Annotated in this window: 21 protein-coding genes; 7 read left to right on the top strand and 14 right to left on the bottom strand. The window is 68.5% G+C overall.

Annotated features, from left to right (window positions below; translation table 11 throughout):
• The first annotated feature begins 51 nt into the window (after positions 1-51).
• On the top strand, positions 52-1,035 hold the full coding sequence (locus AC1RAA_RS00105) for a hypothetical protein (protein WP_492725780.1): 984 nt from the start codon (positions 52-54) through the stop codon (positions 1,033-1,035).
• Between the two features lie 3 nt (positions 1,036-1,038).
• Here AC1RAA_RS00105 and AC1RAA_RS00100 read toward each other — a convergent pair whose 3' ends face one another.
• Entirely contained in the window at positions 1,039-1,914 is an 876-nt protein-coding gene (locus AC1RAA_RS00100) for an AraC family transcriptional regulator (RefSeq protein WP_492725778.1), read from the bottom strand.
• 106 nt (positions 1,915-2,020) lie between these two features.
• Here AC1RAA_RS00100 and AC1RAA_RS00095 point away from each other — a divergent pair, with 106 nt between their 5' ends.
• Positions 2,021-2,809, top strand: coding sequence for an SDR family oxidoreductase (locus tag AC1RAA_RS00095; protein ID WP_492725777.1), 789 nt, complete (start codon positions 2,021-2,023; stop codon positions 2,807-2,809).
• A 28-nt stretch (positions 2,810-2,837) separates the two neighbouring features.
• On the top strand, positions 2,838-3,713 hold the full coding sequence (locus AC1RAA_RS00090) for an NAD(P)-dependent oxidoreductase (RefSeq protein ID WP_492725776.1): 876 nt from the start codon (positions 2,838-2,840) through the stop codon (positions 3,711-3,713).
• A gap of 12 nt (positions 3,714-3,725) precedes the next feature.
• Here the strand turns inward: AC1RAA_RS00090 and hslO are convergent, their stop codons facing one another.
• Together hslO and AC1RAA_RS00080 are read right to left on the bottom strand one after the other, a co-directional pair.
• Positions 3,726-4,724, bottom strand: a complete 999-nt coding sequence (hslO, locus tag AC1RAA_RS00085) for an Hsp33 family molecular chaperone HslO (protein ID WP_307590459.1) — start codon at positions 4,722-4,724, stop codon at positions 3,726-3,728.
• A gap of 31 nt (positions 4,725-4,755) precedes the next feature.
• Positions 4,756-5,280, bottom strand: coding sequence for a gamma carbonic anhydrase family protein (locus tag AC1RAA_RS00080; RefSeq protein WP_492725773.1), 525 nt, complete (start codon positions 5,278-5,280; stop codon positions 4,756-4,758).
• Between the two features lie 39 nt (positions 5,281-5,319).
• Here AC1RAA_RS00080 and AC1RAA_RS00075 point away from each other — a divergent pair, with 39 nt between their 5' ends.
• Positions 5,320-6,132 carry a ferritin-like domain-containing protein gene (locus AC1RAA_RS00075; protein ID WP_492725771.1) on the top strand — a complete coding sequence of 271 codons (813 nt, stop codon included), beginning with the start codon at positions 5,320-5,322 and terminating at the stop codon, positions 6,130-6,132.
• 8 nt (positions 6,133-6,140) lie between these two features.
• A complete protein-coding gene (locus AC1RAA_RS00070) occupies positions 6,141-6,821 on the top strand; it encodes a pentapeptide repeat-containing protein (protein WP_492725768.1) in 681 nt (226 codons plus the stop codon).
• A gap of 9 nt (positions 6,822-6,830) precedes the next feature.
• Here AC1RAA_RS00070 and AC1RAA_RS00065 read toward each other — a convergent pair whose 3' ends face one another.
• The 9 genes from AC1RAA_RS00065 to phnD all read right to left on the bottom strand — a co-directional run bounded on the left by AC1RAA_RS00065 (position 6,831) and on the right by phnD (position 14,952).
• Positions 6,831-7,283, bottom strand: coding sequence for a MaoC family dehydratase (locus tag AC1RAA_RS00065; protein ID WP_062474638.1), 453 nt, complete (start codon positions 7,281-7,283; stop codon positions 6,831-6,833).
• 39 nt (positions 7,284-7,322) lie between these two features.
• On the bottom strand, positions 7,323-8,456 hold the full coding sequence (locus AC1RAA_RS00060; protein ID WP_492725766.1) for a thiolase family protein: 1,134 nt from the start codon (positions 8,454-8,456) through the stop codon (positions 7,323-7,325).
• Between the two features lie 94 nt (positions 8,457-8,550).
• Positions 8,551-9,132, bottom strand: a complete 582-nt coding sequence (locus tag AC1RAA_RS00055; protein WP_095947288.1) for a TetR/AcrR family transcriptional regulator — start codon at positions 9,130-9,132, stop codon at positions 8,551-8,553.
• Positions 9,133-9,177: 45 nt separating this feature from the next.
• Positions 9,178-10,170 (bottom strand): Bug family tripartite tricarboxylate transporter substrate binding protein, encoded by a 993-nt coding sequence (locus tag AC1RAA_RS00050; RefSeq protein ID WP_492728307.1) that lies wholly within the window; start codon positions 10,168-10,170, stop codon positions 9,178-9,180.
• A 41-nt stretch (positions 10,171-10,211) separates the two neighbouring features.
• Entirely contained in the window at positions 10,212-11,180 is a 969-nt protein-coding gene (locus AC1RAA_RS00045; RefSeq protein ID WP_062482231.1) for a Bug family tripartite tricarboxylate transporter substrate binding protein, read from the bottom strand.
• Positions 11,181-11,253: 73 nt separating this feature from the next.
• Entirely contained in the window at positions 11,254-12,357 is a 1,104-nt protein-coding gene (gene psrA / locus AC1RAA_RS00040) for an iron-containing alcohol dehydrogenase PsrA (protein WP_492725764.1), read from the bottom strand.
• Between the two features lie 62 nt (positions 12,358-12,419).
• Complete coding sequence (gene phnE / locus AC1RAA_RS00035) at positions 12,420-13,238, bottom strand: phosphonate ABC transporter, permease protein PhnE (protein WP_492725762.1); 819 nt, start codon at positions 13,236-13,238, stop codon at positions 12,420-12,422.
• Positions 13,235-14,092: a phosphonate ABC transporter ATP-binding protein gene (gene phnC / locus AC1RAA_RS00030; protein ID WP_492725761.1), complete on the bottom strand. Its 858-nt coding sequence runs from the start codon at positions 14,090-14,092 to the stop codon at positions 13,235-13,237. The genes phnE and phnC overlap by 4 nt, the downstream gene beginning before the upstream one ends.
• A complete protein-coding gene (phnD, locus tag AC1RAA_RS00025; protein ID WP_062482233.1) occupies positions 14,089-14,952 on the bottom strand; it encodes a phosphonate ABC transporter substrate-binding protein in 864 nt (287 codons plus the stop codon). The genes phnC and phnD overlap by 4 nt, the downstream gene beginning before the upstream one ends.
• A gap of 250 nt (positions 14,953-15,202) precedes the next feature.
• Between phnD and AC1RAA_RS00020 the strand changes: the two genes are divergently transcribed.
• Positions 15,203-16,087, top strand: a complete 885-nt coding sequence (locus AC1RAA_RS00020; RefSeq protein ID WP_062482221.1) for a LysR substrate-binding domain-containing protein — start codon at positions 15,203-15,205, stop codon at positions 16,085-16,087.
• 14 nt (positions 16,088-16,101) lie between these two features.
• Here the strand turns inward: AC1RAA_RS00020 and xerD are convergent, their stop codons facing one another.
• A complete protein-coding gene (gene xerD, locus AC1RAA_RS00015; RefSeq protein WP_492725759.1) occupies positions 16,102-17,016 on the bottom strand; it encodes a site-specific tyrosine recombinase XerD in 915 nt (304 codons plus the stop codon).
• A 67-nt stretch (positions 17,017-17,083) separates the two neighbouring features.
• A complete protein-coding gene (locus tag AC1RAA_RS00010) occupies positions 17,084-18,058 on the bottom strand; it encodes a tripartite tricarboxylate transporter substrate binding protein BugE (RefSeq protein WP_447743126.1) in 975 nt (324 codons plus the stop codon).
• A gap of 116 nt (positions 18,059-18,174) precedes the next feature.
• On the opposite strand from AC1RAA_RS00010, the gene AC1RAA_RS00005 reads away from it, so the two are divergent.
• Entirely contained in the window at positions 18,175-19,092 is a 918-nt protein-coding gene (locus AC1RAA_RS00005) for an AEC family transporter (RefSeq protein WP_062482210.1), read from the top strand.
• Positions 19,093-19,274: the final 182 nt, after the last annotated feature.

Here is a 19,274-nt window from a genome sequence, read left to right as displayed (position 1 = left end):
CCTTTCGGTTCTTGCGCATTCGCGCGCCCTCTCCCTTTCACCGGAGACCCGATGCCCGTTTCGATTGCTGCGCGCCCTGCCTCGCGCGCTCCCGCCGCCGCCTTCCTCGCCCTGCTGCTGGCCACCGGTGCCACTTCTGCAGCCCCCGTTGCCGCCACCGTCGAGAACGCCACCACCCCCACGGCCTGCGCCGAGGAAGACAACGTGTCGATGGTGCTGCGCGGCGACGGCATCCGCAAAATGCGCATCGAAGCGCTGCAGCCGAGCTACCTCGGCACCATCGGCAACGACGTCACCGCGCCCGACTTCTCGGGCTGCAACTTCGACGGCGGCGCCCACCCCACCGACCCGGCGCACCGTTTCAAGAAGCGCACCGTCGTGCTGCTCGACAACGCGCAGTGGCGCATCGTCGGCATGACGCTGCCGACCTTCTGGCGTCCGGCGCGCGTGCCGGTGCAGGTCGGCGCGCGCCACGACCGCGGCTTTCATCTGCTGCAGGTGTTCAAGAAGGAAAACGGCAAGGCGCTCGAGGCCATCGTGCTCTACCCCTCCGACGGCTACTGGCGCCTCAAGCCGCTGCCCGAGGCGCGCTTCGGCGACGGCGTGTACGGCTCGTCGTTCCTGCTCGGCCCCGTCGTGCAGGCCGGGCGGCCGGTGGTGGACATCGCATCGATCCGCGTGGTGCCGCAACCGCTGGCCATCCACCTGCGCTTCACCGACGGCGGCAGCGCCGTGGCGCGCGTGACCGAGATCAGCCGCACCCGCACCGCGCTCGACGTGACGCTCTCCCAACCCACGTCGAGCGCGAAGCAACCCTTCGCGGTGCTGCGCTCGATGTACGTGACACCCGACAACGCCGACATGAGCGAGGTGCGCTGGCAGGCTTCGCCGAAGGCGGCCGAGCAGGCGTTGCCGCTGCCCGAGGTGAAGACGCTGAACGCCACGCAGGTGCGCTTCGGCCGCAGCCTCCCCTCCAAACACAACACGAGCGCGCCCGACATCGCATTCGGCGGCTTCGACGACGAAGCGCGCTGAACCCTACGCCGCGCGCCGCACCTCGCCGGGCGTGAGGCCCAGCACGCGGCGCATGCAGCGCGCCATGTGGCTCTGGTGCGAGAAGCCGCTCTCGAGCGCCACGAGGCTGGCGGGCATCTCGCTGTTCAGCAGCAGGCTGCGCGCGCGGTCGACACGGCGGTGCACCACATACGCATGCACCGCCTGGCCGGTCGAGCGCTTGAACTGCGTCTTCAAATGCGAGGCGCTCAGGCCCGCGACCTCGGCCAGTGCGGCCAGCGACAGGTCGCCATCCAGATGCGCCTCGATGAACTCGGTGACACGCTTCAGCTGCAGCCGCGTCAGCCCCTGCGCGGGTGACGGCGACACCTGCGGGCCAGCCGCGATCAGCTGCACCGCGAGTGCGGTGCCCAGGCTGTCGGTGTAGAGCCGGCCATTGGGAAAGCCCGCGCGCCGTTCGGCGTCGAGCGCCCAGGCGATGTGCTCGATCTGCGGGTCGCGGAACTGGTGGCGTTCGCCGAGCACCGCGCGCTCGGCCGGCAGGCCCATCTCGTCGGCCGTGCGCACCAGCAGTGCGGGCGCCATGCGCACCACGACCGAGGTGCTCGGCGACTCTTCATGCCAGATGTCGGTGCTGCCGGCCGGCAGGATGTCGAGGTCGCCGCGTGTGTAGAGAAAGCGGTGGAACTGGCAGGCGCCCTCCACCGGCGCGCCCGCGTGCAGCTTGAGGCGGTGGTCGGGCAGCGCCTCGTAGCCGACCACGCCGCCGGGGGTCCGGCGCACGTCGACGCGCAGGCTGTCGGTGGCGGGCGGCGCGACGAAGCTGTCGGCCGACAGCGCCACCTCGGACGCCGCACCACCGTGCCCGTGCAGATCGGTGTCCAGATCGGTATCGCTCATCGAAACATTATGGGCCGCGCGCGGCGTGCATGCCGTCGGCCGTTTGTGCTCCCCCATGGCCGAACGTGCGCGACCGAAAGCCGTGCGATCCGGATCATCGACGGCCATGAACACCACACCCCACACTCCTTACGCAGGCAAGAAAGCCGTCATCACCGGCGGCACCCTCGGCATGGGCCTGGCCACTGCGCAGGCGCTGCTCGACGGCGGCGCCGACGTGCTCGTGACCGGCCGCAACCCGCAGAACCTGGAGACCGCGCGCCGCGTGCTCAGCCCCTTCGGCGCGCGGGCGCACGTGCTGGCATCCGACACGGCCTCGCTGGCCGACATCGACACCCTCGCCGCCACCGTGCGCGAGCGCTTCGGCCGCATCGACCTGCTGCACATCAACGCGGGCATCTCGTCGCTCGAGCCCTTCGAGCAGGTGACCGAGGCCGGCTACGACCGCGCCTTCGCCGTCAACACCAAGGGCCCGTTCTTCACCGTGCAGCGCCTGGCGCCACTGATGCCGGCGGGCAGCGCGATCGTGTTCACCTCGTCCATCGCGGATGAAGGCGGCATGCACGGCATGAGCGTCTACAGCGCCACCAAGGCCGCACTGCGCTCGATGGCCTCGGGCTTCGCGGCGGAGCTGGTGACGCGCGGCATCCGCGTGAACGTGGTGAGCCCCGGCTTCATCGACACGCCCACGCTCGGCGTGACCGACGCGAGCGCCGAGGAACGCGCCGAGTTCATGCGCCTGGGCGACCAGATCACGCCGATGCGGCGCCACGGCACCTCCGCCGAAGTGGCGCGCGCGGTGCTGTTCTTCGCCTTCGAGGCGACCTTCACGACGGGTGCGCGCCTCACCGTCGACGGCGGACTGGGCCAGGGCCTGACGCCGGCTGCCGCTTGATCCGATCTCTCACCAAGGACCTCACAACATGACCGACGTTTCCCTCATCGGCCTCGGCCCCATGGGCGTTGCCCTCGCGCGCGCCCTTCAATCGTCGAAGTTCACGCTGACGGTGTGGAACCGCACCGCCGAGCGCGCCACGCCCCTCCTGAACCAGGGCACGGTGCTGGCACCGACGGCTTTGGCCGCCGTGCAGGCCAGCCCCGTGGTGCTGGTCTGCGTGGCCGACTACCCGGCGTCGCGCGCCATCCTCGCCGCGCCCGGCGTTCACGACGCGCTGCGCGGCAAGGTGCTGGTGCAGCTGAGCACCGGCACGCCGCAGGACGCACGCGACGACTGGGCCGCGCTCAGCGGCGTGGCGTATCTCGACGGCGCCCTGCTCGCCACGCCGGGGCAGATCGGCCGGCCCGACACGCCGCTCTTCATCTCGGGCGAGGCACGCGCCCTCGCCGCCTGCCGGCCGCTGCTCGACGCCATCGCCGGCAACATCCAGCACATGGGCGAGCCGATCGGCAACGCGGCCGCCTGGGACCTGGCCACGCTCTCGTGCATGTTCGGCGCGATGAGCGGCTTTTTCCACGGCGTGCGCATCTGCGAAGCCGAAGGGCTGCCGGTGGACGGGTTCTCTCAGATGATCGGCGCGATCTCGCCGGTGCTCGGCGAAATGATCCAGGCCGAGGGCGAAGCCATCCACGCCAGCCAGTACGGCGAGCCCGAGAGCTCGATGGCCACCTGCGCGGGATCGGGCCGGCTGTTCGTGAAGCAGGCGCGCGAGGCGCAGCTCGATGCGGGCTTTCCGGTTTTCCTGATGGGTCAGTTCGAGCGCGCGATGCGCGCGGGCCTGGGCAACGAGCGCCTGGCCGCGATGGTCAAGGTGCTGCGGCAGCCGCCGCAGCCCGCTTGAACCGCGTCGCGCCTACTGGACGACCGGGCTGCCCGGCAGCTGGTCGCCCAGCGGCTTGAACAGCTGCGCGGTGTCGACCGCGTCGAAGCGGTACTGCTTGCCGCAGAAGTCGCAGCCAACCTCGATGTCGCCGCGCTCGGCGAGGATTTCCTCGGCCTCTTCCACGCCGAGCCCGCGGATCATCTGCGCCACGCGCTCGCGGCCGCAGGTGCACGCGAAGTGCGGGCCCAGCAGGCCGGCCTGCGGTTCGAAGCGCAGTAGCTTCTCTTCCCAGAACAGGCGGCGCAGGATGGTCTCGACGTCGAGCGTGAGCAGCTCGTCGCGCGTGAGGCTCGACGCCAGGATCGAGATGCGGTTGTATTCCTCGTTGCGGCCGATCTGGTCCTGGTGCGCCTCGTCGTGCACCTGCTGTGAGGAGCCTTCGAGGTTGCCCTCGCCCTTGATGGGCAGGCGCTGGATCAGCAGGCCGGCCGCCACCTTGTCGTCGGCGGCGAGCACCAGCGTGGTGTCGAGCTGTTCGCTTTGCAGCATGTAGTGCTGCAGCACGTCGCTGAGCTTGCCCAGCTTCTGGCCGTCGTCGCCGAACAGCGGCACGACGCCCTGGTACGGCGTGGTGCCGGGCAGCTTGTCTTTCGGGTCGAGCGTGATGGCGCAGCGGCCCTTGTTGTTCACGTTGACCATGTCGGGCAGGCGCGCGTCGGCCGGCAGGTCGCCGATGACCTTGGCGGTGGCGCGCAGGCTCAGGTCGGGCTTGGCCTCGGCCACGGCCACCTTCACGGGGCCGTCGCCGAAGATCTGCAGGATCAGCGCGCCGTTGAACTTGATGTTGGCCTGCATCAGCGTGGCCGCGGCCGTCATCTCGCCCAGCAGCTCGGCCACGGGCGGCGGGTAGGCGCCGGTGGCGGTGTTGGAGGCGCGCCGCGCAAGGATCTCCTGCCACGCATCCGTCAGGCGCACGATCATGCCGCGCACCGGCAGGCCATCGAACAGGAATTTGTGCAGCTCGCTCAAAACGGAATCTTTCTGTCTGTGCCTGCGCGGGTCAGGCGATTTTTTTCAAGCCCTTCGCAAAGCGATGGGCGTTTTCTACGTAATGCTCGGCGCTTTGCCGCAGCTTGGCGGCGGCGGCATCGTCGAGCGTGCGCACCACCTTGGCGGGCGAGCCGATGATGAGGGAGTTGTCGGGAAACTCCTTGCCCTCGGTCACGACGCTGCCGGCGCCAACGATCGAATTGCGGCCGATCTTCGCGTTATTCAAGACCACCGCCTGGATGCCGATCAGCGAGTTGTCGCCGATGGTGCAGCCGTGCAGCATCACCTGGTGCCCCACCGTCACGTTGTCGCCGATGGTCAGCGGGCAGCCGATGTCGGCGTGCAGCACCGACAGGTCCTGGATGTTGCTGTTGCGCCCGATGGTCAGCACCTCGGTGTCGCCGCGCAGCACGGCGCCGAACCAGACGCTCGCGTTCTCTGCCAGTTCGACATTGCCCATGACCTGGGCGCTGTCCGCGACCCATGCGCCTTCGCCAAGGTGCGGTGCAATGCCATCCAATTCGTAAATCGCCATCGTGGTTGTCTCCGGAGGGGCAAAACTAGAATTGTAGGGATGCACCCCCGATTGAGCGCGCTGGCCGCGCTGCGCCTGACAGACCCCGACGACAAGGTGGCCGCCACGCGCGCCACGGCTGCACAGGCAGCTACTGTTTCCATAGCAATCGAGCCCCTGCGCACGCCCGGCGACGACGACGGTGTGCCCGGCCGCCCCGAGCGCCCGCTGCGCGTGGCCGCCACCGCCGTGCAAAAGCGCTCGCCCTTCACGCCCGAAGGCCGCGCCGCGCTGATCCATTCGATCTGCCACATCGAGTTCAACGCCATCAACCTCGCGCTGGACGCCGTGTGGCGCTACGACGGCATGCCCGAGGCCTACTACCGCGACTGGCTGCGCGTGGCCGACGAAGAGGCGCAGCACTTCACGCTGCTGCACACGCACCTGCAGGCCATGGGCTGGCGCTACGGCGACTTTCCGGGCCATGACGGCCTGTGGAACATGTGCGAAAAGACGAAGGACGACGTGCTCGCGCGCATGGCGCTGGTGCCGCGCACGCTCGAAGCGCGCGGGCTCGACGCCACGCCGCTGATCCAGTCCAAGCTCAAGCGCGTGAACACGCCCGACGCGCTGCGTGCCGTGGAAATCCTCGACATCATCCTGCGCGACGAAGTGGGCCACGTGGCCATCGGCAACCACTGGTACCGCTGGCTGTGCGAGCGCGCCGGGCTCGACGCCGAAGCCAACTACCCGGCCCTGGTGGCGCGCTACGACGCACCGCGCCACAAGCCGCCTTTCAACCTCGAAGCACGCGGCCGGGCGGGCTTCAGCCCCGCAGAGCTGCGCGCGCTGACCGACTCCCGCCCCGAATAATTCTCGTGATGACCGATGTGATTTCCGACCAGACCTGGTCACGCGCCGAGCTGCAGGCCTGCCTGCAGGGCCGCGACACGCCACCGCATTTCGAACGCTGCCATTTCGACGAGGCCGACCTGTCGCGCCTCGATCTGCGCGGCGCACAGTTCACGCTGTGCAGCTTCGCCGAAACCTCGTTCGAGCGCGCGCAGCTGGCGGACACGCGATGGGTCGGCTGCCGCGCGCGCCAGGCCGACTTCGGCCTGGCCGACCTCACGAACGCGCGCTTCCAGGACTGCGACCTGAACAACACGCAATGGGCGCGCACCAAGCTGGCCTCGGCGCTCTTCACGGGCGTGAAGCTCACGGGCGCGCACTTCGGCGAGGTGTCGGCGCTGGGCGTCGTGTTCAAGGATTCGCTGCTGGTCGACGCGCACCTGCGCGGCCTGTCGTTCCGCAAGCAGACGCTCGCGCAACTCGACCTCTCGGAGGCCGACCTCTCGGGCTGCGATTTCCGCGAGGCCGTGTTCGAAGGCGGCAGCCTGCGCAACGCGCACCTGAAGCTCGCACGCTTCGAAGGCGCCGACCTGCGCGACGTGGACCTGGGCGGCCTGCGGCTGGCCAACGCCGCGCCGTTCAAGGGCGCGACCATCTCCCACCGGCAGGCGGCCGCGCTGGTCGAGGAACTGGGCCTGCGCGTCGTCTGAGTTTGAGAGTCAGGACGTCGCGGTGCGGCTGTGCACCACCAGCTTGGGCGTGAAGTACTGCAGCACCTCGCCGCGCTGGTTGCGCGTCTGGCAGCGCATCGAGACCATCGCGCGGCCGGGCTTGGAGCGCGAGGGCGTGATGTCGACCACCTCGCTCACCACATGCAGCACGTCGCCGGGCCGCGTGGGCTTGGGCCACTGCAGCTCGCCGCCCGAGCCGATGATGCCGTCCGCCAGCGGGATGCCGCTGTCGACCAGCAGCTTCATGGTGAGCGCCGCCGTGTGCCAGCCGCTCGCGGCCAGCCCGCCGAAGAAGGTGTTCTTGGCGGCCTCTTCGTCGGTGTGGAAGGGCTGCGGGTCGAACTGCTGTGCGAAGGCCTTGATCTGTGCCGCGTCGAGCAGGTGTTCGCCGCTCTGGAAACGGTCGCCGACCTTCAGGTCTTCGAGATACAGCTTGTCCATGGGAGTCTCCTTGTTGCGTTGCCCGTCATTCTCGGGCGATCAGACGCGCTCGAGGATGGTGGCGATGCCCTGCCCGCCGCCGATGCATTGCGTGGCCAGCGCGTAGCGGCCGTTCTCGCGCGCGAGCAGCGCAGCCGCCTTGCCCGTGATGCGCGCGCCGGTCGCACCCAGCGGGTGGCCGATGGCCAGGCCGCCGCCGTCTAGGTTCACCTTTGCCGGGTCGAGCCCGAGGTCGCGGATGCAGGCCAGCGCCTGCGACGAGAAGGCCTCGTTGATCTCGACCACGTCGAGGTCGGCCACGCCCAGGCCCGCGCGTGCGAGCGCCTTGCGCGTGGCGGGAATCGGGCCGATGCCCATGACGGCCGGGTCCACGCCCACGGTCGCGAACGAACGGATGCGTGCCAGCGGCTTCAGGCCGTGCTTGGCGGCGAAGGCGTCGCTGGTGACCAGCACGGCCGCCGCACCGTCGGTCAGCGGCGACGAGGTGCCCGCCGTGACCACGCCGTCGGGGCGGAACGCGGGCTTGAGGTTGGCCAGCGCCTCAGCCGAGGTCGAGGGGCGGATGCAGCCGTCGGCATCGACCACCTCGCCGGAGGCCAGGCGCACCGGCACGATCTCGCCGGCCAACCGGCCCTGCGCGCGCGCTTCGGTCGCCTTGCGGTGCGACTCGACGGCCAGCGCCTCCTGGTCGGCGCGGCTCACGTGCCAGCGCTGCGCGACGTTCTCGGCGGTCTCGCCCATCGAGATGTAGGCGTCAGTGTTCGCCAGCAGCTCGGGGCTGGGCGAGAAGTTGAAGCCGCCCTGCGGCACCATCGTCATCGACTCCACGCCCACGCACAGGAAGGCGTCGCCCATGCCCGCCTCGATCTGCGCGGCGGCGATGTGCACGGCCTGCATCGACGAGCCGCAGAAGCGGTTCACCGTCATGCCGCCCACCTCGTGCGGCAGGCCCGCCAGCAGCCCGACGATGCGCGCGAGGTTGTTGCCCTGCGACGCCTCGGGGTAGGCGCAGCCCAGGATGATGTCCTCGAGCAGCGCCGGGTCGAGGTCGGTGCGCTGCAGCAGGCCCTGCACCACGCCGGCGGCGAGCGTGTCGGGGCGCACTTCGGCCAGCGCGCCCTTCCTGGCGAAGTGGAACGGGGAACGGGCGTAGGCGGAAATCACGGCTTTCATGGGAACACTCCTTGGAGAAAAACTACCTTCCAATCGGTAGGCTTCAGGGTTCAAAAAAAGGCACGTCCGGCGTGCCCGTGGTGAAACGGATCGGTCAGTCCAGCGGCAGCGCGCGCCGCAGTTGCGCGATGGCGTCGTCGAAGTCTTCGACGCGCCCCGTCATGCGCGACGCGAGCAGCGCGCCCTGGCACGACGAGAACACGAAGGCCGCGAGCGAAGCCACGGGGTTGTCTTTCTGCGCCTGCGCCGGCACCAGCGCGCCGAGCACGCCGGTGAGCCACATCACCTGCGTGTTGCGCAGGGCCTGCACGGCCTGGCGCAGGTCTTCGTTGATGCAGTCCCAGCCCGGCGCCAGCGCGCCCGCCGGGCACAGGCCCGAGCCCGCCTTCAGCGTGTTGCGGTACATGCGGAAATAGGATTCGAGCGCGTCCTTGGGCTCTCGCGCGCGCGCCGCCACCCAGTCCTTGAAGCCCTGCGTGGCGCCCTGGATCACCGCGATGCCCAGCGCTTCCTTGGTGGGAAAGTGGTGGTAGAGGCTGGCCTTGCGCACGCCCACCGCGTTGGCCACGTCCTGGAAGCTGAAGCCCAGGTACGAACGGGTTTCGATGAGCCCGCGCGCCACCGCGAGGATCTGATCGCGGGTGCCGCCGGGAGCCAGGGTTGAAGCGTCATGCATCTACCTACTATAAGGTAGGTAGACGCCACCCTGCAAGCGCCGGGGTCAATCGGCCTTGATGCCCGCGGCCTTCACGATGCGGCCGTTGCTCTCGAACTCGCTGGCGATCTCCTTGGCGAAGGCGGCCGGCGTGCCCGGGGCGGGCACGTTGTCGGTGGCCGTGAGCTTGGCGCGCAGCTCGGGGCTGGCGAGCGCCTTGTTGATCTCGGCGTTGTACTTCGCGACCAGCGCCGCCGGCGTGCCCGCGGGCGCGAACACGCCGAACAGCGAATGGATGTTGGCCGCGCTGTAGCCCAGTTCGGCCAGCGTGGGCACCTGCGGCAGGCTGTCGAGTCGCGCGGGTGCGCCCGCCGCCAGCGGGCGCAGCTTGCCCGACTGGATGTGCGCCGACAGCGTCGGGCTCGCGTTGGTCGACAAAATTTCGAACTGCCCGCTCAGCGCATCGTTGAGCTGCTGGCCGCCGCCCTTGTACGGCACGTGCGTGATGTCCACGCCGGCCGTTGCGCGCACCTGTTCGAGCACGATGTGCCCGAGCGAGGCCGGCCCCGACGTGGCCCAGCGCACCGCGCCGGGCTGCGCCTTGGCCTCGGCGATCAGCGCGCGGAAATCTTTCGCCTTGCTGGCGGGCGTGGCCACCAGCAGCACGGGCGAATACATCACGCTGGCCACCGGCACGATGTCCTTCAGCGGATCGAACGGCAGCTTGCCCAGGTGCGGGCTCAGCACCAGCGGGCTAATGGCCGAGAAGCCCAGCGTGGCACCGTCGGGCGCGGCCTTGGCCACGGCGTCCATGCCGATGGCGCCGCTCGCGCCCGCGCGGTTGTCGACGATCACCGTGGTGCCCAGCTGCGCGGCGAGCCGGTCGCCGAGCGCGCGCGCGACCACGTCGCTCACACCGCCCGCCGGGTAGGCCACGATGAGCCGCACGGTGCGCGGCACGGCCTGCGCATGCGCGCCGCTGGCCGCGCACAGCGCCGCGGCGGCGAGCAGCCGGGTCGTGGTCCGGCGCGAAGGCTTGGAGGCGGCGAGGAAGTTCATGGTGTCGATGAAAGGCATGCGTCGATGAGATAGAAGATCGGTCAGTCCAGCTGCAGCTTGCGCTCGCGGATCAGCTTGGACCACTTCTCATTGTCCGCCTTGACGAAAGCCGCAAAAGCCGCCGGGCCGAGCGGATGCACCTCGGCACCGGCCGTCGCGAACTTGGCTTTGATCTCCGGCGTCGCCAAGGCTTTCGCGAGTTCACCCGACAGGCGATCGACCACCTCCTTGGGCATGTTGGCAGGACCGACCAGGCCCTGGAAGCCGACCGCCTCCATGCCTGCAAGGCCCAACTCCTTCACGGTCGGCACGTCGGGCAGTTGCGGGTCGCGCACGGGGCCGGTCACGGCCAGCGCCTTGAGCTTGCCGCCCTTCACCTGCGGCAGCAGCACGCTGCCCGCGTCGATGAGGATCTGCGTCTGCCCGCCGAGCAGGTCCTGCACCGCAGGCGCACTGCCCTTGTACGGCACGTGCGTCATGTCCAGGCCCGTCACCTGGTTCATGAGCTCACCGTTCAGGTGCGTCGAGGTGCCGTTGCCGCCCGAGGCGAAGTTGACCTTGCCGGGCTGGCCCTTGGCCCACGCCACGAACTCCTTGAGGTTCTTCGCCGGATGGTCGGGCCGCGTCACCGCGATGTAGCTGCCCTGGCTGATCTGGCCGATGTAGGTGAACTGCTTGATCGGGTCGTACGGCGGCTTGCTCTGCAGGTACGGCGCGATGGCGAAGGGGCCGGTGTTGGCCAGCAGCAGCGTGTAGCCGTCGGCCGGCTGGCGCGTGAGCTCGGTCGCCGCGATCATGCCGCTGGCGCCCGGCTTGTAGTCGACCACCAGTTGCTGCTTGAGCGCCTCTTGCAGCGGCACCTGCACCGTGCGCGCTGCGAAGTCGATGCCGCCGCCGGGCGGGTAGCCGACGATCAGGCGGATGGGCTTGGCGGTGGGAAAGCCCTGGGCGATGGCAAGGCCGGCGGTCGTAGCCAGTGCGAGGCCGGTGCAGAGTCTGCGAAGGTTCATGGATGTCTCTGGATCTCTCTTGAAGGGAGCGTCCATTTTGAAACATCCCGGGGCCGTGCGGCCCCTGCGCAACTCAGGCTTGCTGCACCTGCACGTCGTTGCCGATGAAGTTGCGCCCGCGCGCCCCGCCCTGCGCATGGCGCAGCATCTCGCGCGCCTCGTCCTCGCCCACGCCGTAGTCGGCGAAGCGCGTCTTCACGCCAAGCGATTCGATGAAGGCCGCGAGCTGCGCCGGTGCCTCGGCCAGCGGCATGCGCAGCGCCTGCGCCAGCACCGCATCGCGGTCGGGCCGACGGCCGATGGCGCGCGCCAGCACCATCGGCAGCGGGAACGAACAGGCGATGCCGTGCGGCAGGCCGTAGCGCAGCGTCATCTCGTACGAGATGGAATGCGCGAGCGCGGTCTTGGTGTTGGAGAACGCCATGCCCGCCTTCAGCGCGGCGAGTGCCATGCGCCCGCGCAGTTCGACGTCGTCGAGCCGGGCCATGAGCTGCGGCAGCACCTCCAGCGTGTCCTGCACGGCCGCCACGGCGAAGGTGTCGGACAGCGGATTGGCGTTGACGTTCCAGATCGCTTCGAGCGCGTGCGACAGCGCATCGAGCCCGCTCTGCAGCGTGACCGCCGCGGGCAGCGACAGCATCAGCTCGGGGTCGATGACGGCATAGGTCGGCCAGGTCTGCGGCAGGTGCAGCGAATATTTCTTCTGGCGCTCGCGGTCCCAGATGGTGGCCCAGGGCGTGACCTCGCTGCCCGTGCCGGCCGTGGTGGGCACGGCGATGAGCGTCTTGTGGCGCGTTGCCACGAAGGGCCGCTCGCCCGCGAGGCCCGCCACCAGGTCCGCGAAGCGCCCGTGGTCGTCGGCCACCATCAGCGCCTTCGCGGTGTCGATGGCGCTGCCGCCGCCGACCGCGACGATCACCTCCACGTCGGCGTGCGTGCGCCAGAACCATTCGTAGGTCTCGGCCAGTTCCGCCACGTCGGGGTTGGGCCGCGTCTGGTCGAGCGTGCAGGCCAGCGCATCGCCGAGCACCGACGCCAGCCGGTCGAGCAGGCCCAGCGCGCGCGCCTCGGGAAAGGTCACCAGCGCGGCGCGCCGTCCTTCGAGCAGCTTCGGCAGGGACAGCAGGGCCCCTGCCCCGTACACGCTGTGCACGGGGTTGTGGTAGTTGGCGCTCATGGAGAGGTTTCTTCAGGAGGCGGCCAAAGCCGCGGGGAGAGACGCGAAGAGCGATCGAGTCATCAGCGCGCGCCCTGCTGGATCCAGCCGCGCAGCCGGGTCGAGAGGTAGTCGGCCGTCATGACCATCACGACGATCACCAGGATGCAGGTGGCCGTGTCCTGGTACTGGAACAGCTTCATGCTGCCCACGAGCTCGAAGCCGATGCCGCCCGCGCCCACCATGCCCAGCACGGTGGCCTGGCGCAGGTTGGTCTCGAAGCGGTAGACGATCACGCCGATCCACGCGGTGACCACCTGCGGGATGACGCCGAAGATGATGGTCTGGATCGGTCCTGCACCGGTGGCGCGCAGCGCCTCGAGCGGGCCCTGGTCGATCTCCTCGATCGACTCGGCGAAGAACTTGCCGAGCATGCCCGCGCCATGCAGCGCCAGCGCCAGCACGCCGGGGAACGGACCGAGGCCGACGGCCGCCACGAAGATCAGCGCCAGGATGATCTCGTTGATGCCGCGCGTGATGTTCAGCACCTGCCGCATCGCGTGGAACACGGCGACGTTCGGCGAGATGTTGCGCGCCGCGAAGAAGCACAGCGGCACCGCGAGGATCACCGCCAGCAGCGTGCCCCACAGCGCGATCTGCACGGTCTCGATGGCCGGCTTCACGAGCTTGCCCATGAACTCCCAGTTGGGCGGCAGCATGCGCCCCAGGAAGTCGGCGATCCAGGGCATGCCCTTGCCGAGTTCGCTGAAGCTCACCTGGCTGCCGATGGCCGCCCACCAGAGCACGCCGATGCCGGCGAGCACGGCCACGGCGTATTTCCACCAGCCGGGGTTGCCGGCGCTCTTGGCGATCAGCAGGTTGTAGCGTCCGAGGGCGATCATGATTGCTCCATGGCGAGTTGCGGGGCGGTGCGCACCGGCGCCGCATGAAGGGCCGCAGCGGGCACGCTCGGCGTTGCGGTGTCAGGCTCTGCGCCCGCAACGGCGGCCTCGGTGCCCTCTTCCACGCCGCCCGGATAGATGAGGTGCAGCACCTCGTCGGTCAGTTCGTCGGGCCGGCCTTCGAACACGATGCGTCCGGCCGCCACGCCGATCACACGCTGCGCGAACTCGCGGGCGTAGTCGACCTGGTGCAGGTTGCAGATCACCGTGATGCCGTCCTGCCGGCTGGCCTGCTTCAGGTAGTTGAGCACCTTGCGCGAGGTCTTCGGATCGAGGCTGGCCACGGGCTCGTCGGCCAGGATCACCTTGGGCTTTTGCGCCAGCGCACGGGCAATGCCCACGCGCTGCTTCTGTCCACCCGAGAGCGTGTCGGTGCGCAGGTCGGCCTTGGGGTCGAGCTCGACGCGGCGCAGGCATTCGCGGGCGATGGCGATGTCCTTCGCGGGGAACACCTGGAACCACGACAGGAGCGCGGGCATGGAACCCAGCCGCCCCGTCAGCACGTTCTTGAGCACCGACAGGCGCGGCACCACGTTGTAGTGCTGGAAGATCATCGCGACGTCGCGGCGCACCTTGCGCAGCCCGGCGCGGTCGCCGCGCGAGCGCTCGCCGTCCACGTGGATCTCGCCTTCGCTCGGCTCGGTCAGGTGGTTGATGCAACGCAGCAGCGTCGACTTGCCCGCACCCGACGCGCCGAGGATGACGACGAACTCGCCCTTGGCCACCGTGAGGTCCACACGGTGGAGCGCGGTGAAGTCGCCGTAGCGCTTGCACAGCCCGCGGATCTCGATCATTTCATCTTCCTCAGGTCGAGGTTCAGCACCTTGGCCGTGTCGCGGATGATGTTGTAGGCCGCGTCGTTGGTCGGGTGGAAACCGTTGAGCAGGCCCTGGTCGGACCAGGGGATGTCCTTCACCTGCAGGAAGGCGGCCTGCACGCGCGTCTTCAGGTCGGCGGGCAGGTCCTTGCGCCACACGGTGGGCGACTCGGGGATCGGGTCCGACTTCCAGACCTCGACCAGGTCTTCGCGCTTGACCAGGCCCTTGGACACGGCGGCATCGAGGATGCGGTCGGCAATGGCCGCGGCATCGACCTTCTTGTTCTGCACCGCGATCGCGCTCGAGTCGTGCGAGCCCGAAAAAATCACGCGGCCGAAATCCTTGTCGGGGTTGAAACCCGCCTTCAGCAGGCCGGCCTTGGGAAACAGATGGCCCGAAGTGGAGCTCGGGTCGACGAAGGCGAAGGTCTTGCCCTTGAGGTCGGCCACCGTCTTGATGCCGGTGTCCTTGTGGGTCACGATCTGACTGTGGTACGAGGTGCGCCCGGCCTTCTTGGTCTCGGCCACCGCGAAGGCCTCGATGTCGGCCACCGTGGTGCCCAGCACATACGAGAAGGGGCCGAGGTAGGCCACGTCGAGCCGCTTGGAACGCAGTGCTTCGATCACGCCGTTGTAGTCGGCCGCCACGAAGGGCTTGACCGCAAAACCGAGGGCCTTGGACAGCATGTCCATCATGGCCTGGCTGTTGGCAATCATGGCGCGCGAGTCCTCGGAAGGAATCAGCCCGACAGTGAGAACCTGCTGTGCCCGTGCCATCGGCACGAAGGCGGACGCTGTCACGGCGGCAGTGCCGAGCAGCAGCTTTCTACGCTTCATCATGGTTGTCTCCAGTGGTCTGCGTTGCATGGAATCCTCAGGTCGTTTCGAAGGGCAAAAGTACCCGTCTCGAGTCTTCCAGTCGTGCGTGTCATGGTCATGACAACGCGAGGATTCGGGACGTCCGGCGTGTTTCTGTCGAGGCCTGGTCCGTCTTGAGCGCGAGTACATCACTGGTACTCATATCGATCAAATTCAAATTTTTTCGATGATCTATATACTGAACCTATAGATCAGAAAGGCTCCCGCGATGCGCCTCACCCAGCTGCGTTCCTTCTATGCCGTGGCCCGCGAAGGCAGCTTCACGCGGGCCGCCGAGCACCTGCATGTGAGCCAGCCCACCATCACCACGCAGGTGCGCTTTCTCGAAGAGGCCTACCAGGTCGAGCTCTTTCACCGGCGCGGCCGGCGCGTGCAGCTCACCGAGATCGGCGAACAGCTCATGCAGCTGGCGCAGCAGATCTTCAGCCTCGAAGGCGATGCGGTGGCGCTGCTCGGCGACGCCGGCAAGCTGCGCACCGGCCACCTGCGCGTGGCGGCCGTGGGCCCGTACCACGTGACCAAGATGCTGGTCGACTTCAGCTTGCGCTACCCCGACGTGAAGGTCACGGTGAGCACCGGCAATTCACAGGACGTGCTCGACCGCCTGCTCGACTACAGCGCCGACGTCGGCGTGCTCGCGCAGCTGGTGCGCGACGATCGCTTTCTGTCGGTGCCCTTCAGCCAGCACCCGGTCGTGATGTTCGTGCCCTCCACGCACCGCTTCGCGAAGCGGCGCAACATCCGGCTCGCGGAGCTGCAGGGCGAACGGCTCATCCTGCGCGAGCAAGGGTCGACCACGCGCAAGGCGCTCGAACTGGCGCTCGCGAAAGCCAAGGTCGAGGTCGACGTGGTGATGGAGATCAGCAGCCGCGAAGTGATCCGCGAAGCCGTGGCGCAAGGCCTGGGCATCGCGGCCGTGTCGGGGGTGGAGTTCGTGCCGGGGCCCAACCTGCACATGGTCGGCTTCAGCGACACCGAAATATTTACCTACGCCCACGTGCTGTGCCTGGCCGAGCGGCGCGAGATGCGCATGGTGAGCGCCTTCTACGACACGCTGGTGCCGGCCATCGAGGCGCGCAAGCGCAAGAGCTGAGAACGAAGGCCGCGTCAGCCGCGCGGATGGTGCGCCGCGTGCAGCTGCTTCAGGCGCTCGCGCGCCACGTGCGTGTAGATGGTGGTGGTCGAGATGTCGGCATGGCCCAGCAGCAACTGCACCGCACGCAAGTCGACGCCGTGGTTCAACAGGTGCGTGGCAAAGGCATGGCGCAGCGTGTGCGGCGACAGCGGCACATGGATGCCGGCAGCCGCGGCTTGCTTCTTCACGATGACCCAGAACATCACGCGCGTCATGCCCGCGCCGCGCGCGGTCACGAACAGGTCGGGCGTCTGCTGGCCGTCGAGGATCACGGGTCGCGACTCGTCGAGGTAGCGCTCGATCCAGCGCCGCGCCTCGCCGCCGAAGGGCACGAGGCGTTCCTTGTTGCCCTTGCCGAGCACGCGCAGCACGCCGTCGTTCAGGCTCATGTCGATGGCCTTCAGGGCGACCAGTTCGCTCACGCGCAGGCCGCTCGCGTACATCAGCTCCAGCATCGCGCGGTCGCGCAGGCCGAGCGGGCTCTCGACATCGGGTGCGGCCAGCAGGTCGTCGACCTGCTTCTCGGACAGCGTCTTGATCGCGCGCGGCATCTGACGCGCGGGCATGAGGCGGATGCTCGGGTCGGCCGTGATGCGGCGTTCGCGCAGCGCCCAGCGGTAGTAGCGCTTGAACACCGTGAGTCGGCGGTTCGCCGAGGTCGCCTTGCCCTTGGTGGACAGGCGCACGCCCATATAGGCCTGCAGTTCGGTCTCGCGCGCGGCGTCGAGCCCCATGCCGTCGCGCTGTTCGCGCAGCCACTGCGCGAACAGCGCGAGGTCGCGGCGGTAGGCGGCCAGCGTGTTCTTCGACAGCCCGTCCTCGAGCCAGAGGGCGTCGATGAAGGTGTCGATGTCGGCGGTGGGGGGAGCGGCGGCGGCCTCGGTCATGCGGTGCAAGATAACAAAAGAAAAAGCCGCCCGGAACGCGGGCGGCTTTCGGGGGAAGCGAAGAGGCTCAGTCGAGCTTGAGGTTCTGCTTCTTCACGACCTGCTTGTACACGTCGAACTCGGCCTTGATCTGCGCAGCGAACTGGTCGGGCGAGTTGGCCACGATCAGCGAACCCGTGTCTTCGATGCGCTTCTTCACGGCCGGATCTTCCACCGCCTTCTTCACGCCCGCGTTGATCTTGTCGACCACTTCCTTCGGCAGGCCCTTGGGGCCGAGGATGCCGTAGTAGGCCATGCGGTTGACCGGCTCCAGGCCGACTTCCTTGAAGGTCGGCACGTTCGGCAGGCCGGCCACGCGCGTCGGCGCCGACACCACGATCGGCACCAGGCGGCCGCTCTGGATGAAGGGCATCGCCGAGGGCAGGTTGTCGAAGATGATCGGCACCTGGCCGGCCACCACGTCGTTCAGTGCCGGGCCCGCGCCGCGGTACGGGATGTGCGTGACGAAGGTGGTGGTCAGGCTCTTGTACAGCTCCATCAGCAGGTGGCCGATGCCGCCCGTGCCCGACGAGGCGTACGAATACTTGCCCGGGTTCTTCTTCAGCTCGGCCACGAACTCGGCGTAGTTCTTGGCCGGGAAGCTCGGGTTGACGGCGATCACGTTCGGCGTGGCCGCGATGTTGATGATCGGCGTGAAGTCGGTGATCGGGTCGTACGGCGTCTTCGGGTTGATGGCCGGGTTGGCGGCGGTGCTCGACACCGTGGCCACGCCCAGCTTGTAGCCGTCGGCCGGTGCGCGCGCGGTTTCGGCCGCGCCCACGATGCCGCCGCCACCGGCGCGGTTGATCACCACCACGGGCTGACCCAGCACCTTGCCCAGCGGGTCGGCGATCACGCGCGCCACGATGTCCGTCGTGCCGCCGGGTGCGAACGGCACGCTCAGTTCGACCGGCTTGGTGGGATAGCCCTGCGCGAAACTCTGGCCTGCCACTGTGACCAGCGCGGCAGCGCCCACGAACGCGCTCCATTGACGACGTTGCATCGATAACTCCTTGACTTGACGGGACCGGCCGGGGCGGCCGGAAAAAAGCGAAGCCCGGATGCTAGCGGGTCGGGGCTTTCCGTCATGCTGTGGAATACCCACGGTTGTGCCGGTTTATGCTCGAAGCGGTGAACTACGCGCAGCTGCTCTTCCCCGATTTCTCCCTCATCGCCATCGGCTGGCTCCTGTGCCGCTACACCGCGCTCGACCGCCGCGTGTGGGACCAGGTCGAGAGCCTGGTGTATTACTTTCTATTTCCCGTCCTGCTGTTCCATTCGATCGTGCGCAGCCCGCTCGACTTCGGTGCGACCTCGAGCCTGCTGACCGCGGGCGTCGGCGTCGGGCTGGCCGGCATCGCGATGGCCTACGCCCTGCCCTTCGTGCCGGGCCTGCGCGCGCACATCGATCGACACGACCACGCCGCCAGCGCGCAGATCGCGTTCCGCTTCAACTCGTTCATCTGCCTGGCGCTGGCCGAGCGGCTGGCCGGGCCCGAAGGCCTGCTGCTGATCGCGGTGCTGATCGGCGTGTGCGTGCCGATGTTCAACATCGCGGCCGTGTGGCCGATGACGCGGCATGCGCAGACCGGCTTCGTGCGGCAGCTGGTGCGCAATCCGCTGATCGTGGCGACGCTGGCGGGGCTGCTGGCCAATGTGCTGGGGCTCACGGTGCCTGGCTGGTTGACGCCGACGCTCACGCGGATCGGGGCTGCGTCGCTGGCGTTGGGGTTGCTTGCGGCGGGGGCAGGGATGCAGTTTGCGACGTTGGGGAGGGGGAAGGTGTTGGCGGTGTCTGTGCTGGCGATACGGCACTTCTTCTTGCCGCTCGTGGCTTGGGGGTTGTCGCTTGCACTGAAGCTGGACGCTACGCAGGCTTCGGTGTTGATGGCTTTTTCTGCTGTGCCGACTGCTTCGAGTGCTTATGTGTTGGCGGCTCGGATGGGATACAACGGGCCTTATGTGGCGGGGCTGGTGACGCTGTCTACGATCTTGGGGGTGGTTAGTTTGCCGTTTGCGTTGGCTCTGCCTCGGTAGTTGCCGCGTGGTCGTAGGACGTTCCGAGGCCGGGTCTCGCCCCGGCGGGCGACCTACTTTTCTTTGCTTCGCCAAAGAAACGTAGGCAAAAGAAAGGCGACCCTGCTGTCTGCGTCCCTACGCTTCGCTTCGGGCAACCTGCGGTGCTCGCGTTTCGCGGGGTCTCGCCCAAACTCGCTTCG

The organism is Variovorax sp. GW823-FHT04F07, assembly GCF_058795995.1.
This window is presented reverse-complemented; position numbering and strand designations above follow the sequence as displayed.